This window comes from Edaphocola aurantiacus, from assembly GCF_019797745.1.
Lineage (GTDB): Bacteria > Bacteroidota > Bacteroidia > Chitinophagales > Chitinophagaceae > Edaphocola > Edaphocola aurantiacus.
Genome location: NZ_VOSI01000005.1, coordinates 208,402 through 222,599, shown reverse-complemented (window position 1 = coordinate 222,599; position 14,198 = coordinate 208,402). Strand labels below are relative to the sequence as shown.

Here is a 14,198-nt window from a genome sequence, read left to right as displayed (position 1 = left end):
AAACAAATTCCAGTAGTTCTCAAATCCATAATACCCTATTCTATTACTAAATACGGCTGGTCATTTACAACGGTGAACAGTCAATAAAAAAGCGGATACAATAATGTATCCGCTTCATATTAATAGCTTACAGTAAGTCCGGCACCAAAGCCCATATCGCTGTCGTAATGCGCCGACAGGGCAAAATTGCGGTGTATAATATACCGCAGTCCGGCCATATACTCTTTATCGGTATTTACCATAAAGCTCATTCTCAGCCTTTTGGCCAGTGGTATGTCTTCCCGCATCAGCTGCAGGCGCAGGTTACCATCCTGGTATACCTCTGCCTGGAACTGGACCAGCATGGGCAGTGTATATTGTACCCCGAGACTGAGCATAGCCCGGTTGTCTTTGGTATTGGTCTGCCCGAAGAGGTTGCGCTCCACCTCATGATGGCCCATTTTGCGGTAGCGCCAGTCGAAGCCTACAAAAGGCATAAGCCATTGCATGCGGCCGATGTACCGGCCCAGATGGGTCTCGGTCTCAAAACCATGCATGGAATTATAACCCAGCCGCCACTCTGTGCCCAGGCTCCAACGGGTATTTTGCAGCATAAACATGCCATCATTACCATTGCTGGCAAAATCATTCTCAGCCATAAAGTGCGGCATACGATCATCCATATACAACATGCGCAGGGCCTTTTTAGGCTCGGGCAATAATGGATTAGGTGTAGCGGGTGTATAGCTGAAGATACGGCCCATGCCACTCATCATATGATACAGAATGTGGCAGTGAAAGAACCAGTCGCCTTCGGCATTGGCATGAAACTCGAGCGTATCTGTTTCCATAGGCATGATATCGATCACATTCTTCAGCGGGGCATAGGCTCCCTGCCCGTTCAGCACACGAAAGTCGTGCCCGTGCAGGTGCATGGGGTGTCGCATCATAGAGTTGTTATATATAACCAGCCTCAGGTTTTCCCCTTTCCGGATCAGTATTTTATCGGTTTCTGAGACTACTTTATTGTCCAAGCTCCAGACATACCGGTTCATATTACCCGTCAGCTCGAAGGTGAGGGTACGTACCGGCCCATCGGGCAAGGTAGTGGGCGCGGTGGCCTTCATCATGGCATAATTCAGGGTTACGATACCCGGCTTCTTTACCATGGGTTGCATGCCATTACTATGGCCATCATGGGCCGAATGATCCATCTGCTGGCCTTTGCCACCTGCATTCATCGCCTCTGGATACATGACCATATTCATATCCATCTGGTTCAGGCTCATATTCATACCCATGTCCTTCATGTCTCCGTTCATCTTCATCATATCATTCATCATCTTCATTCCCTCAAAATAACGAAGCCTGGGCAGCGGGCTGATCAGTTGCCTGATTCCATTGCCGATATACATAGAAGCAGACTGGGTACGGTCTTCAGTAGTTGCCAGCAATTCGTACGATAAACCCTCCTGTGGAATGGTCAGGACAATATCGTACGTCTCTGATACTGCAATGATCAGGCGATCTACATCAACCGGTTCAACATCATTGCCATCAGTAGCCACAACCGTAATCTTACCACCTGCATAGCGCAGCCAGAAATAGGATGATGCCCCTCCATTGGAGATCCGCAGCCTGACTTTATCGCCGGCCTTCAAGGGCTGCTGATTGTATTGATCGAACTGTAGTTCAGTTTGGCCGTTCAGTAATACCTTATCGTAATACACGTCGCTGACATCCATAGCCAGCATACGCTTCCATTCATTACTGAATTTCACTCCCAGCTTGCCTGCCTGTGCTGCTTCTGTATAGCTCTGCACGGCATTCTTGCGCAGGGCAAACCAGTCATTGGCATTGTGCAGCATACGATGCACATTCTCTGGTTTCATATCGGTCCATTCACTTAAGATCACAGGCATAACCGGCAGATCATCAATTCCTTTTCGCACGGTTTTATCTCCCTCACGTTTATGAATGATGAAGCTGCCGTACATACCGATCTGCTCCTGCAGACCGCTGTGGCTATGATACCAGTGAGTGCCGTTCTGTATGAGCGGAAAGCGGTATACATGTGTTGCACCCGGTGCAATGGGCATCTGGGTGAGGTAAGGCACCCCATCCTCTTTATTGGGCAGGAATAAACCATGCCAGTGCAAAGAGGTAGATTCCTCAAGTTGATTATGGACCCATATCTCGGCGGTATCACCTTCGGTAAAATGGAGGTCGGGCATTGGTATCTGGCCATTGACGGCAATGGCACGCTTGGTCTTACCGGTAAAGTTAACAGTGGTATCCTGTATATACAGGTCGTAGCGGACTACTTTTTGTGCCCAGGTGCTGCATGCACTCCATAGTATGATCACAAATAAGCAGCCACTCCAAAAATGTCTTTTTTGCATGCGTTCTTATTTAGGTTATGATCTATTCTATAGTTGCTGCTACACGGCCACAGGTCAACATCTGGCTGCCATAATACGGATTCTGAATCTCTTTTTCCTTACTGATCCAGTTGGCCCCCTTGCCATTATTATACATGGGGCAGAACTGCCAGTACAGGGGCTCGGTCAGTTCCATGGTCTGCACCAGTGTGTACATATGCTGAGACAATTCTATAAACACACGGCGTTGCTTCGCCACATCTTTGCCGGCGGCCATCACTTTGCTTTCTGCGATCAGTTGCTCATACACCTTCATCCAGGCCATATGTTCTTTCTCACCAAGGCTGCTCATCGAAATGCCTTCCAGGGTTTTCTGCAAGGCTGTAGCCTGTTGTTGCACCGCTGCTCCATCTGACTGTACCAGCGCATCTTTTACGGCCAGGTAGTTGTTCAGCACCGGTTGCAGCAGGCTTTGGTTTTGTATCTGCTCATGCGGTTTATGGTCCTGCATCTGATGATGCTGAGCTGCCGGCTGTACCGCTACAGCACGCTCATATTTACAACAGCCCGGTAAGGCTGCATAGACATCTTCCGGTGCACGGAAAGAGGGATTGTCATAACCCGCCAGGGCTATTTTCTTCAATACTGCATCTGCTGATGTGCGGCTGCTGTCGAAGGTTATGGTGGCGATTTTGGTATCCTTGTTCCAGCTTACGGAGGATAATTGTTTGGCGTTACCCGCTTTTTGTATCGTAGCCGCGCACATATCGCAATTGCCGGAAACGGGCACTGTAACTTGTTTGGAGTGTTTGAACTGCTGTGCAGATGCGGATACGGGCAGCAGGAATAGGATTAATGCTGCAATCTTTATGATAGATTTCATTGTTGGAATATTTAATGATGAATTAAAAACATGATGTGTTCCTTACAGAGCACATGTATGGCTGTACAACAAGAAATCTTATATTTTAGGGGGTAACCAGCAGGAGTAAAAGCCGGCGGACAGGTACGATTGATCAGCAACGGCTATAGCCGCCAGGTCCTGCCAGTATTGTGTTACAAGAGACAGATCATAAGCCTCGGTCAATGAGGTGTCGAAGCTGCTGCGTACAGAACCGGAACAAGTACAGGAATGTCCGCTGCAATGTTTACAATCGGCATGTTTTACCTTACGGTCTTTGTGGCAACAAGAATGTTTTTCCACACTGCTCTTATGATGCTGTAGTTTTTGAGTGGTACAGGATTTTGTGTTTACTGCTGAGGCACAGGCTGTACTCACCCGCGGGGTGAATAAAAGACCAATGCAGCAGAGCAATATGTACAATATCCTGTTTTTCATTAATGTTACAAATGTAAAGTAATTTCTGACCAGCCTTGTATTTGATACCTTAAATTGTTCTTAAGATATTTTCATTTTATCTGTCTACCTCCTGAACCGGAAAAAGTGATTGAGTGGATGGTGCTGCCCTTTCAGATAGGCTGAAAGCATCTGCATACCGGTTACGGAAAAGGTAATACCATTGCCCCCGAAACCTAATACAAAATAGGCATTCTTGAAATCGGGATGTGTGCCTATATAAGGTAATCCATCTTTGGTAGCACCGAACGTACCTGCCCAGGTAAAGTCTGTACGGAGTTCATAATCAGGCATTAGTCGCTCTAATTGCTTTCTCAGTTTAGCCTCCTTAGCCGGGATCAGGTGATCTCTCTTCTGTGCATTTACGAAGTCTTCGTCCCCGCCACCGATCAGCAGCCGGTTATCATCTGTAGTACGCATATACAGGTAAGGATCGGCTGTGTTCCAGAACAGGGTATCTTTCAGGGTATTGCCCTCATCGGCTTCAAAACACTCTCCTACCAATGCATAGGTAGACAACAGGCGAACGAATGATTCCTTAATGGTCTCTGTACTTTCGTATCCGTTACAGTATACAATCTTCCGGGCTTTGATCTTTGTACCATATTCGGTACGGGCTTCTATGCCGTTACGTTTATAACGCACTTCTTCAATATTGGTCTGGTCATAAACCTGTAATCCCTTTGCTATGTTGTGCTGTAAAAGATCATGGGTAAGCCGGAATATATCTACACTGGCGCCCTGCTCTGAAAGAATACCTCCGTATGCATGATGCATTTCGTATTCGGAAAGGATCACCTCTTCGGAAAGCCAATGCACCGGAAAGCCATATTTATGTCTTGCTTCAAATTCCTGCTCCAGCCAGGGCAGGTCTTTCTTAAATGCAGCAAAGTACAGAGATTGTTTTGCCTCAAAGCCGCAATGAGAGCGAACCGAAGCTGCAATCTCTCCCAGATGCCCGATCGCTTCAAAACAAGCCTGGTAACTGGTTACAGCTCCTTCCTCACCGATCATATCGATCAGGCGGTATAAAGGCGTATCTATTTCGTACTGTAACATGGAGGTCGAGGCTGAGGTGCTACCATGAGCAATCTCGCGCCGGTCAGTAAGGATAACCCTGTACCCATCCTGTATGCATTGATGGGCCATGAGGCTTCCGGTAATGCCTCCTCCGACAATAAGAATGTCGGTTTCGAGATCTTGCTTCACCGATGGGTAAGATGCTATGATCCCGTTTTTCACCAGCCAGAATGGCTCACTGGATTTGAGTTTCATAACCTGTAGTTTTGGGTAGTATCAGTTCAGGTGTAATAAGTTCTACTCAAATTTAAGCAATTCCGGGCAGTTCTCCGTGTTAAAAAAGGATGATGATGGATGATTCCCAGCACACTAGCAATCGTTCATAGTACACTAGCAATCATTCATAGTACACTAGCAATCATTAATAGCACACTAGCAATCGTTAATAGCACACTAGCAATCGTTAATAGCACACTAGCAATCGTTAATAGCACACTAGCAATCGTTAATAGCACACTAGCAATCGTTAATAGCACACTAGCAATCGTTAATAACACACTAGCAATCATCCATAGTACACAAGCAATCATTAATAGTACATTAGCAATGGCTACCAGTACACTGACAACTATTGCTTGTACATGTGTAATGGTTGCCACTACACGGTTTAATACCCGATGCACTCACTCCAGGAACATCCATTCGCCCTATCTCCTTTTGCACTAAGACTTGAAGATTTCTTGACGCCACTGCACAACTACGCTCGCAAACTTCATCAAAAGTTGCACTTGCTATTCGTTTATACTCTAAATGATGGGAAAATGGCGCATGCAAAGGCTTGTGCCCTAACATTTTATAGAAAATATTTCATAATATTATAAACTGACTATCCGCATGTAGTCAACTCTTTTATTCGTCCTTTTGTCCGGCAACAAAAGGACCAAAAATGCCTTTGTTTTCATCAAGGCGATTGCGGTGCACCGCCATTTTGTACCGTTGCGTGCACTGATCGTTTGAGCTTAACGTGTGACGCGTTCGGTGCTCAACGATCGCAGCTCCACTCCAAAATGGCTATCGCTGTGATGAAAACAATAAGCGATGTGTACTTGTACAGATCACTTAGGATGCCCTTATAAATCCGGCATTCATAAAATCATTGGCTAGGTCGATAAAATCGGAAACCACTATTTGAGCGCAGTGGAATGACGGGAAGAACGGCACATGAGAGGGCGCGTGCGCTAGATGGGAAGAGAATACTTCATTAAAAAATTCGTCCGGAGCAAATGCTCCGGACGAATTTTTTAATATTATAATATGACTAAGATTACATTCTGTTTACCGTTTTCAGGTTTTCCAGCATGGCTTCTGTCATTTTATCCAGGTCAAATTCTGTTTTCCAACCCCAGTCTTTTGCCGCTTCGCTGTCGTCAATACTGTTCGGCCAGCTATCTGCGATCTGCTGACGGAAGTCAGGAGCGTAACTGATCGTGAACCCAGGAATATGTTTTTGAATAGATGCTGCGATCTCTTTAGGAGAGAAACTCATACCGGACAGGTTATAAGACATCCTGTTTTTGATAGATTCTTTTGGCGCTTCCATCAGTTCGATTGTTGCACGGATGGCATCATCCATATACATCATCGGCAGGTAAGTATCTTCGCCAAGGAAACACTCATAAGATTGTTTCTTTAATGCTTCGATATAGATATCGATTGCATAATCGGTAGTACCACCACCTGGAGCTGATTTCCAGCTGATCAGGCCCGGGTAGCGCAGGCTGCGCACATCCAGTCCGTATTTGTTGAAGTAGTACTGACACCATAACTCACCGGCGTACTTACTGATACCATAAACCGTAACCGGCTCAATAACAGTCTTTTGTTCAGTGTTATCTTTAGGAGTGGTGTTACCAAATACTGCAATAGAGCTAGGCCAGTACAGTTTGGCTACTTTATGCTCCACACAGATATCCAGTATATTCATCAGGCTCTTCATGTTGATATCCCAGGCCCACAGCGGGTTCTTCTCCCCTGTTGCAGACAGGATAGCAGCCAGTAAATATATCTGAGTGATCTTTTCTTTCTGTACCAGCAGAGACACTGCGTGTGAGTTCATCACATCCAGTTCTACAAACGGACCACTATTTGCCAGTAAGGCATGCGGTTCGCGAATGTCAGATGCAATTACATTATCTGCACCGTATTTTTCTCTTAATGCTAATGTCAGTTCTACGCCGATCTGTCCGCCGGCACCGATCACCAAAATTTTCTCCATATAATAATATGATTATCCGTAAGGTTTACGAATGATTGTGTATTAGTTTAATTTATGTTTTTTGATCAGGTTCAGGAAATCGTCAAACAGGTAACGGGAATCGTAAGGACCAGGTGTACTTTCCGGGTGATACTGTACCGAGAAGGCTGGTTTGTTCTTGATACGGATACCTTCGATAGAACCGTCATTCAGGTTTACGTGAGATACTTCAACAGTATCAGCATGTTCTTTGATGGATTCCTGGTCTACACCAAAACCGTGGTTCTGCGTAGTGATCTCGCTGCGGCCGCTGATCAGGTTTTTCACCGGGTGGTTCAGACCTCTGTGACCGTGGTGCATTTTGAAGGTTTTGATACCATTAGCCAGGGCCAGTAACTGGTGTCCTAAGCAGATACCAAACATTGGCTTACCGCTGGCCAGGATATCCTGTACGGTTTTGATCGCATAACCCATAGAAGCCGGATCGCCGGGGCCATTGGATACGAAGATACCATCCGGGTTAAAGGACAGCAGGTCATCGATACCGGAAGTAGCCGGGAATACTTTTACATACACACCTCTGTCGGCAAAACATTGTAACATGTTGCGCTTGATACCGAAGTCCAGCACCGATACACGGATCGGAGCATCTTCGCTACCGAAGGTATATGCTTCTTTGGTGCTGACACCTGAAGCCAGGTCCAGACCTTCCATTTTAGGAATAGCCTTCAGTGCTTCCTGCAGCTGCGCAATATCTTCATGTTCAGAAGAGATAACACAGTTCATAGCACCTTTGGTACGTACGTGCTGTACCAGTGCGCGGGTGTCCACGTCCTGGATGGCAACGATGCCGTTTTCGATAAGGTAGTCACTTAAAGAACCGGTTGCCATCATTCTGGAATAACGGGCAGTGATATTTTTACAGATCAGGCCTTTGATCATCACTTTCCCGGATTCTACATCTACGTCATTCACACCATAGTTCCCAACATATGCTGTATTCATAATCAGCATTTGTCCGGAATAAGATGGGTCGGTAAATACTTCCTGGTAGCCGGTCATACCGGTATTGAAGCAAAGCTCCCCTCCGGTCGTTCCGATTTTACCAAATGATTTTCCTTTGAATAAGGTACCGTCTTCTAATAACAAGTAAGCCGGTCTTTCGATGTTAGCTTGTTGGGGCATAAATAATTAAATAATGTAATGCGGGAATGTGGTAATATCTACCGGGGTGCAAATATACTCATTAATAAATTGTTTCTCGTATTTTGTATCATTTCATTAACAAATTATTCTGCAATTTCTTAGTTATATTGCAAGTTTAAGCTTGTATTACATTCCACAACCATACAAATACCACCATATGATAAACAGATATATACTGGGCTTCACCTTCTTAGGATTAAGCCTTCCTGCCCTGGCAACAGATAAGAAAAAGGACAGAAACAGTGCTGACGACAATACGCTGACGACCAATGCTCCTGTAGTAAATTCTGCACCTACTGAGGCGTATACACCATTGTCTACCAGTGGCAAATGGGCTGCACCTAAATTACCAAAGAGTATTGCATTTGCCGGCGAGGCTACCCCGCTCAGCCGCTGGGATGTAAAAGAAAGACTGGACCGCGAGTTGCTGTTTAATGCTTATATGCACGGCAGTACCATATATATATTAAAACTGGCTTACCGCACCTTCCCTACTATTGAGCGCATTCTTAAAGCCAATGGCCTGCCGGAAGATTTTAAATATCTCTGCGTGGCAGAAAGTGCCCTGTACAACCAGGTGTCCAAAGCTGGCGCAGCCGGTTACTGGCAATTCCTGAAAGGTTCCGGACAGCAATTCGGACTGGAGATCACCGATGAGGTAGATGAGCGCTACGACCTGGAAAGGTCTACAGAGGCTGCCTGCCGCTACCTGAAACAGGCTTATACCAAATTTGGCAACTGGACTGCAGCCGCTGCTTCCTATAATATGGGCATGGGCGGATACAGTAATTACAGCAGCCAGCAATACGAAACCAATTATTACAACCTGCTGCTGCCGGAAGAGACCAATCGCTATGTATACCGCATCCTGGCACTGAAGTACATCATTTCCAACTCAGACAAACTTGGCTTTGTGATCGAGAAAGACGATGTGTATCAGCCAATTGCAGGCCGTACCGTTGAGGTGGCCAACTCGATTCCCGACCTGGCGGCGTGGGCCAAGCAAAACGGCAGTACTTACCAGCAGATCAAACTGGCTAACCAATGGCTGCGCAGCAAATCACTGACCGTACGCGCCGGGAAAACATACCGTATCTTAATACCCAACAGCTAAAATCCAGTTGCAGCAACGCATAGACCCAGTATTTTTGTGTTATCTGCCTGATATATGCTACATTTGCCAATACAAAGAGCCCCTCTTCCAAAGGGAGCAAAATGAAATATGAAAAGATTCTGGTTACTGATTATTTGTATCCTGTTTGGTCTTCAGAGCTTTAGCCAGCAAACCGCTGCTAAAAAAGTATACCATCCGGAAGCAGATGCCAGCAAAGCGATTGCCGATGCAAAGAAAAGTGCAGCAAAAAACAAAAAGCATATTATGGTTTTTGTCGGTGGCAACTGGTGTACCTGGTGCATGCGACTGGATCGTTTTCTGAGCGAGAACGACTCTCTGAAAACCTTTCTGAATGAATATGAAGTAGTTCATGTGAACTATAGTAAAGAAAATAAAAACGAAAAGGTGCTGCATTCCCTGCAGGAGCCTCAGCGATTCGGCTTTCCGGTTATTGTTATCCTCAATGAAAAAGGACAACAGATTATGACCCAGAATACAGCCTTTCTTGAAGAAGGAAGGGGGTATAGTGCAGAGAAAATAGCCGATTTCCTGAAAATATGGACTTATAAAAAGATTAATCCTTAATACATTTTGAGCTTTAACAACAACAGCAACAGCAAGAATACCACCAGTAATTATCGCAATCAGCGCACTTCTGTACCTAAAAGCCGTTTGATCATCGGGCGCAAACCCCTGATCGAGGCACTGAATGAAAGTACAGATATTGAAAAGATTTTTATCTTAAAAACAGCTACAGGAGATGAGATCGGTACGATCAAGAACCTGGCAAAGAAGCGGGACATTATGGTAAGTTATGTACCTACCGAAAAACTGGACCGTTTTACCAAAGTCAACCACCAGGGTGTGGTGGCTATTGCCGGCTTGATCACTTATCAGCCATTGCAGGGCGTTATAGACCTGATTGTGGATAAGGGCGAGACTCCTCTCCTGGTTGTGCTGGACGGCATTACCGATACCCGTAATATGGGTGCCATTGCCCGTTCGGCTTATGGCTTTGGTGCACATGCAATTGTAGTGCCCAGCTCTAACAATGCGGCCATTACGGAAGATGGAATCAAAACCTCTGCCGGTGCACTGGAGAAAATCGCGATCTGCCGTGTTGCTTCTGTGCAACAAGCAATCGATACTTTACGTTTAAACGGTATCATTGTGATTGCAACCAGTCTGCAAACCGAAACAATGCTGAGCGATGTAGATCTGAAAGCGCCGCTGGCTGTAGTAATGGGTGCAGAAGATACCGGTGTGAGCAATTATGTTTTAAAAACAGCAGATCACCTGGTGAAAATACCTATGTCTGAACATTTCGATTCCCTGAACGTTTCTGTTGCAGCCGGCATCATAATGTATGAGACATTCAAGCAAAGACAGTAAAACAGTCTACTTTTTATGAAAAAGCTATTCGCGTCTGTAATTATTTTAATAGGTATCATCGCCGGATTCAGCTCCTGCGAGAAAGAAGTCAACTTCAATCTCCCTACCGACATTACTGAAAAACTGGTCGTAGAAGGGAATATTGAAGCAGGTCAGCCACCGTTTGTATTACTGACCAAAAGCCTGGGCTTCTTTTCCAAAATAGACCTGGGCAATCTGCAAAACTCTTTTATACATGGTGCTACGGTAAAAGTCAGCGATGGCACCCGTACGATCCAGTTAAGGGAGTATAGTATTGATACGCTGAATAACCGCTACTCTTTTTATACGGTGGATACCGCTAATGCAGCAGATCTCACTTTTTTGGGTGTGCAGGGAAGATCGTACAAGCTAACTATTGATTATCAAGGCAAAATACACGAAGCCTCCACTTTCATTCCGCATGTAAAAGCCCTGGATTCTATCTGGGCAGAGCAATTGCCGGAAGTGGTGGACAATAATCCGGATTTTCGCCAATTAAAAGCCCGTTATACCGATCCGGATACACCGGGCAACAGCGTACGTATATTTACAAGCCGCAATAACGAAGGGTACCTTACCGATCGTTTTTCGACATATAATGATGATATCATTAACGGCACCTCTATAGACATCGACATTTCTAATGGCGTTCAACCTATGGATACCTTTAATTTCATGACTTACCGCTACTTTGAACGAGGCGATACTGTTACCGTAAAATGGTCTGCGATTGACCGCACCACCTATACTTTCTGGCAAACGCTGGAGTTCTCTATAGGCACAACGGGCAATCCCTTCAGTACCCCGATTAAGGTAGGCAGCAATGTTTCCAATGGTGCACTGGGCATTTGGGCAGGATATGCATCTGCATATAAAACACTGATTATAAATTAAAAGACTAACACTATCTAAATAAACAATGCAGATAGAATCATATATAGACCATACAATACTAAAACCGTCAACGACGATTAGCGAAGTAGAGCAACTCTGCCAGGATGCGATTACGTATCAGTTTGCAGCAGTATGTGTGCCTCCCTTTTACGTGAAAGCGGCGAAGCAGATACTACTGAATACTCCGGTAAAGGTAGCTACGGTAATCGGCTTCCCATTTGGGTACAGCAGTACTAAAAGCAAGGTGCAGGAAGTAGAAGATGCATTGGCCGACGGTGCAGACGAGATTGATATGGTGCACAACCTGGCTGCTTTAAAGAATGGAGATTGGGATTTCCTATCTAAAGAAGTTGCTAAAATATTAGTACCAATAAGACTGAATAACAAAGCATTAAAGGTTATTATCGAAAGTGGAATACTGACCGATACTGAAATTATACGCTCCTGCGAATTGTATGCCAAACATCATGTTGATTTTGTAAAAACATCAACAGGCTATGCTGAAAAAGGCGCTAGCCTGGAGGCAGTTCAACTGATGCGGGCACACCTTCCAGAATCGATTATGATCAAAGCTTCAGGTGGCATCAGAACCTATGATGATGCAGCAAAATATGTGGCAGCAGGGGCCAGCCGTATCGGCGCATCGGCCAGTGTGCAGATTGCTAAAGAACAACGCAAAAACATGTAATTATGAAAAAACTACTTTATCTAACACTATCATTGCTATTGATTGTTAATAAATTAGGATATTCTCAAGATAAAAAATCCGGCAACCTGCCTCCTAAGGCTGTGAGCACGGGTAAGATGATAGGTCCGGAGATGCCTGGTGCACAAAGTTCCAAACCATCGGCCCCGCCGCCATCGGCACAGGTACCAAAGGAGCAGGCCCCGCAACAGCAAAGCCTGGAGAGTGTAGATCATTATACCGAAGAAGGTGGTACATATACTGTAAAACGAAGAATATCAAACGTTTCCAAAGGTTATCGCATCCAGATCTATAGTGGCCCGGATCGTGAAAAAGCCAAATCCGTAAAGATTGACTTTATGAAGCGCTTCCCTTCTGTACGCTCTTACATTACTTATGCATCTCCTTATTACAGAATACGTGTAGGTGATTTCCGCAGCCGCCAGGAAGCCGGCGAGTTCTATCGCTACCTGGGACAAAGCTATACTGTAATGATTGTACCATCGCTCATCAATAACCGCATTCCGCCCAAACCGGCAGGCTTACCAGGCACAAACCTGAATACAGGTACTTCTTCTAAAAACGATTCGGCACATTAATACACATGAAAGAAGCCATCCATTCCAAGGCACAGGCATTAAACGATTACCTTATCCAGACCAGGAGACATTTACATGCACACCCTGAGCTTTCTTTTGAAGAGCAGGAAACTATGGAATATGTCTGCAGCCAACTCAGCGAAATGGGCATTCCTTTTGAAAAAGGCATTGCCGGTACCGGTATTGTCGGCTATATTCGTGGTAATGATGCGGAACGGAGTTGTATAGCCTTGAGGGCCGATATGGATGCGCTACCGATTCACGAGCAGAATGAGGTGCCGTACAAAAGTACCAATGAAGGGGTAATGCATGCCTGCGGACATGATGTACATACCACCTGTCTTTTAGGCGCTGCACGCATTCTAAATGATATTAAACAAGAATTTTCAGGAACGGTGAAACTGATCTTTCAACCGGGCGAAGAACAAAGCCCTGGTGGCGCCAGTCTTATGATCAAAGCCGGTGTACTGGAAAATCCAAGACCTTCAGCCATTATAGGGCTGCACGTTTTCCCGGAATTACCAGCAGGGACAGTAGCTTTCCGCCCTGGTCAGTATATGGCCAGTGCAGACGAAATCCATATTACCATTAAGGGAAAAGGCGGCCATGCTGCCCTTCCGCATAAAACAATAGATCCGATTACGATTGCGGCGAACCTTATTGTTTCCCTGCAGCAGATCGTATCCCGCCGCTGTAATCCGCTAACGCCGACGGTACTTACTTTCGGTAAGATCTCCGGAGGTATGGTAACCAATGTAATACCAGAAACAGTAGAGATTCTGGGCACTATGCGTACCTTCGATGAGCCCTGGCGCAAAGAGGCGCTGGAGCTGCTCAAAAAGGTATGCGAGGATACCTGTGCGGCCTGGGGTGCAACAGCTGAGGTACACTTCCCTGACGGCTACCCTAGCCTGTATAATGATCCGGAACTGCATGATATGGTAAAAGCAGAAGCGATCAATTACCTGGGTGCAGAAAAGGTGGGAGACCTGGATATGCGTATGACTGCCGAAGATTTCAGCTTCTACAGCCACGAAATACCCGGATGTTTTTACCGCCTGGGTACCAATAAAGATAATCAGGAGTTTACTTTCCCGGTGCATCATGCCCGTTTCGATATTGATGAATCAGCTCTGATTACCGGTGCTGGATTGATGGCCTGGACAGCTTATCAATATCTGAACAAATAAGTACCCCCCTTAGATTATTCATTTCCATTTAATTTAATTTATTGACTACGTTTTGCCTTGATGCAGAAGTCATATTCAAATAAATAATACTAATAAAGGCTGCGTT

Annotated in this window: 13 protein-coding genes; 7 read left to right on the top strand and 6 right to left on the bottom strand. The window is 45.4% G+C overall.

Translation table 11 applies throughout. The annotated features are described in order from the left end of the window. Positions 1-119 precede the first annotated feature (119 nt). The 6 genes from FTD44_RS15725 to carA form a co-directional block, all read right to left on the bottom strand. Positions 120-2,381, bottom strand: coding sequence for a multicopper oxidase family protein (locus FTD44_RS15725; protein ID WP_222167329.1), 2,262 nt, complete (start codon positions 2,379-2,381; stop codon positions 120-122). 22 nt (positions 2,382-2,403) lie between these two features. Next, on the bottom strand, positions 2,404-3,243 hold the full coding sequence (locus tag FTD44_RS15720; RefSeq protein ID WP_222167328.1) for a DUF3347 domain-containing protein: 840 nt from the start codon (positions 3,241-3,243) through the stop codon (positions 2,404-2,406). A gap of 78 nt (positions 3,244-3,321) precedes the next feature. Further along, entirely contained in the window at positions 3,322-3,699 is a 378-nt protein-coding gene (locus FTD44_RS15715) for a hypothetical protein (RefSeq protein ID WP_222167327.1), read from the bottom strand. Positions 3,700-3,783: 84 nt separating this feature from the next. Beyond that, complete coding sequence (locus tag FTD44_RS15710) at positions 3,784-4,992, bottom strand: NAD(P)/FAD-dependent oxidoreductase (protein WP_222167326.1); 1,209 nt, start codon at positions 4,990-4,992, stop codon at positions 3,784-3,786. A gap of 1,069 nt (positions 4,993-6,061) precedes the next feature. Further along, positions 6,062-7,012, bottom strand: a complete 951-nt coding sequence (locus FTD44_RS15705; protein ID WP_222167325.1) for an NAD-dependent epimerase/dehydratase family protein — start codon at positions 7,010-7,012, stop codon at positions 6,062-6,064. Between the two features lie 42 nt (positions 7,013-7,054). Continuing rightward, positions 7,055-8,176: a glutamine-hydrolyzing carbamoyl-phosphate synthase small subunit gene (gene carA / locus FTD44_RS15700; protein WP_222167324.1), complete on the bottom strand. Its 1,122-nt coding sequence runs from the start codon at positions 8,174-8,176 to the stop codon at positions 7,055-7,057. Between the two features lie 178 nt (positions 8,177-8,354). Between carA and FTD44_RS15695 the strand changes: the two genes are divergently transcribed. From FTD44_RS15695 to FTD44_RS15665, 7 genes are all read left to right on the top strand, one after another. Next, the gene (locus FTD44_RS15695) at positions 8,355-9,311 is read left to right on the top strand and encodes a lytic transglycosylase domain-containing protein (RefSeq protein ID WP_222167323.1); all 957 of its coding nucleotides are present in this window, start codon (positions 8,355-8,357) and stop codon (positions 9,309-9,311) included. 108 nt (positions 9,312-9,419) lie between these two features. Further along, complete coding sequence (locus FTD44_RS15690; protein ID WP_222167322.1) at positions 9,420-9,896, top strand: thioredoxin family protein; 477 nt, start codon at positions 9,420-9,422, stop codon at positions 9,894-9,896. Between the two features lie 6 nt (positions 9,897-9,902). Beyond that, positions 9,903-10,703, top strand: a complete 801-nt coding sequence (rlmB, locus tag FTD44_RS15685) for a 23S rRNA (guanosine(2251)-2'-O)-methyltransferase RlmB (RefSeq protein WP_222167321.1) — start codon at positions 9,903-9,905, stop codon at positions 10,701-10,703. A 15-nt stretch (positions 10,704-10,718) separates the two neighbouring features. Beyond that, positions 10,719-11,618 carry a DUF4249 domain-containing protein gene (locus FTD44_RS15680; protein ID WP_222167320.1) on the top strand — a complete coding sequence of 300 codons (900 nt, stop codon included), beginning with the start codon at positions 10,719-10,721 and terminating at the stop codon, positions 11,616-11,618. 25 nt (positions 11,619-11,643) lie between these two features. Beyond that, positions 11,644-12,306, top strand: coding sequence for a deoxyribose-phosphate aldolase (gene deoC, locus FTD44_RS15675; protein ID WP_222167319.1), 663 nt, complete (start codon positions 11,644-11,646; stop codon positions 12,304-12,306). Between the two features lie 2 nt (positions 12,307-12,308). Continuing rightward, positions 12,309-12,902, top strand: a complete 594-nt coding sequence (locus FTD44_RS15670) for an SPOR domain-containing protein (protein WP_222167318.1) — start codon at positions 12,309-12,311, stop codon at positions 12,900-12,902. Between the two features lie 5 nt (positions 12,903-12,907). Beyond that, on the top strand, positions 12,908-14,092 hold the full coding sequence (locus FTD44_RS15665) for a M20 metallopeptidase family protein (RefSeq protein ID WP_222167317.1): 1,185 nt from the start codon (positions 12,908-12,910) through the stop codon (positions 14,090-14,092). Positions 14,093-14,198: the final 106 nt, after the last annotated feature.

What these genes read in the sequence shown, in the direction of transcription:
- FTD44_RS15680 (WP_222167320.1), top strand. Translation starts at nt 10,719, where the DNA reads ATGAAAAAGCTATTCGCGTCTGTAATTATTTTAATAGGTATCATCGCC.
- FTD44_RS15725 (WP_222167329.1), bottom strand. Translation starts at nt 2,381, where the DNA reads ATGCAAAAAAGACATTTTTGGAGTGGCTGCTTATTTGTGATCATACTA.
- FTD44_RS15690 (WP_222167322.1), top strand. Translation starts at nt 9,420, where the DNA reads ATGAAAAGATTCTGGTTACTGATTATTTGTATCCTGTTTGGTCTTCAG.
- FTD44_RS15705 (WP_222167325.1), bottom strand. Translation starts at nt 7,012, where the DNA reads ATGGAGAAAATTTTGGTGATCGGTGCCGGCGGACAGATCGGCGTAGAA.
- FTD44_RS15695 (WP_222167323.1), top strand. Translation starts at nt 8,355, where the DNA reads ATGATAAACAGATATATACTGGGCTTCACCTTCTTAGGATTAAGCCTT.
- FTD44_RS15665 (WP_222167317.1), top strand. Translation starts at nt 12,908, where the DNA reads ATGAAAGAAGCCATCCATTCCAAGGCACAGGCATTAAACGATTACCTT.
- FTD44_RS15715 (WP_222167327.1), bottom strand. Translation starts at nt 3,699, where the DNA reads ATGAAAAACAGGATATTGTACATATTGCTCTGCTGCATTGGTCTTTTA.
- FTD44_RS15670 (WP_222167318.1), top strand. Translation starts at nt 12,309, where the DNA reads ATGAAAAAACTACTTTATCTAACACTATCATTGCTATTGATTGTTAAT.
- deoC (WP_222167319.1), top strand. Translation starts at nt 11,644, where the DNA reads ATGCAGATAGAATCATATATAGACCATACAATACTAAAACCGTCAACG.
- FTD44_RS15720 (WP_222167328.1), bottom strand. Translation starts at nt 3,243, where the DNA reads ATGAAATCTATCATAAAGATTGCAGCATTAATCCTATTCCTGCTGCCC.
- carA (WP_222167324.1), bottom strand. Translation starts at nt 8,176, where the DNA reads ATGCCCCAACAAGCTAACATCGAAAGACCGGCTTACTTGTTATTAGAA.
- FTD44_RS15710 (WP_222167326.1), bottom strand. Translation starts at nt 4,992, where the DNA reads ATGAAACTCAAATCCAGTGAGCCATTCTGGCTGGTGAAAAACGGGATC.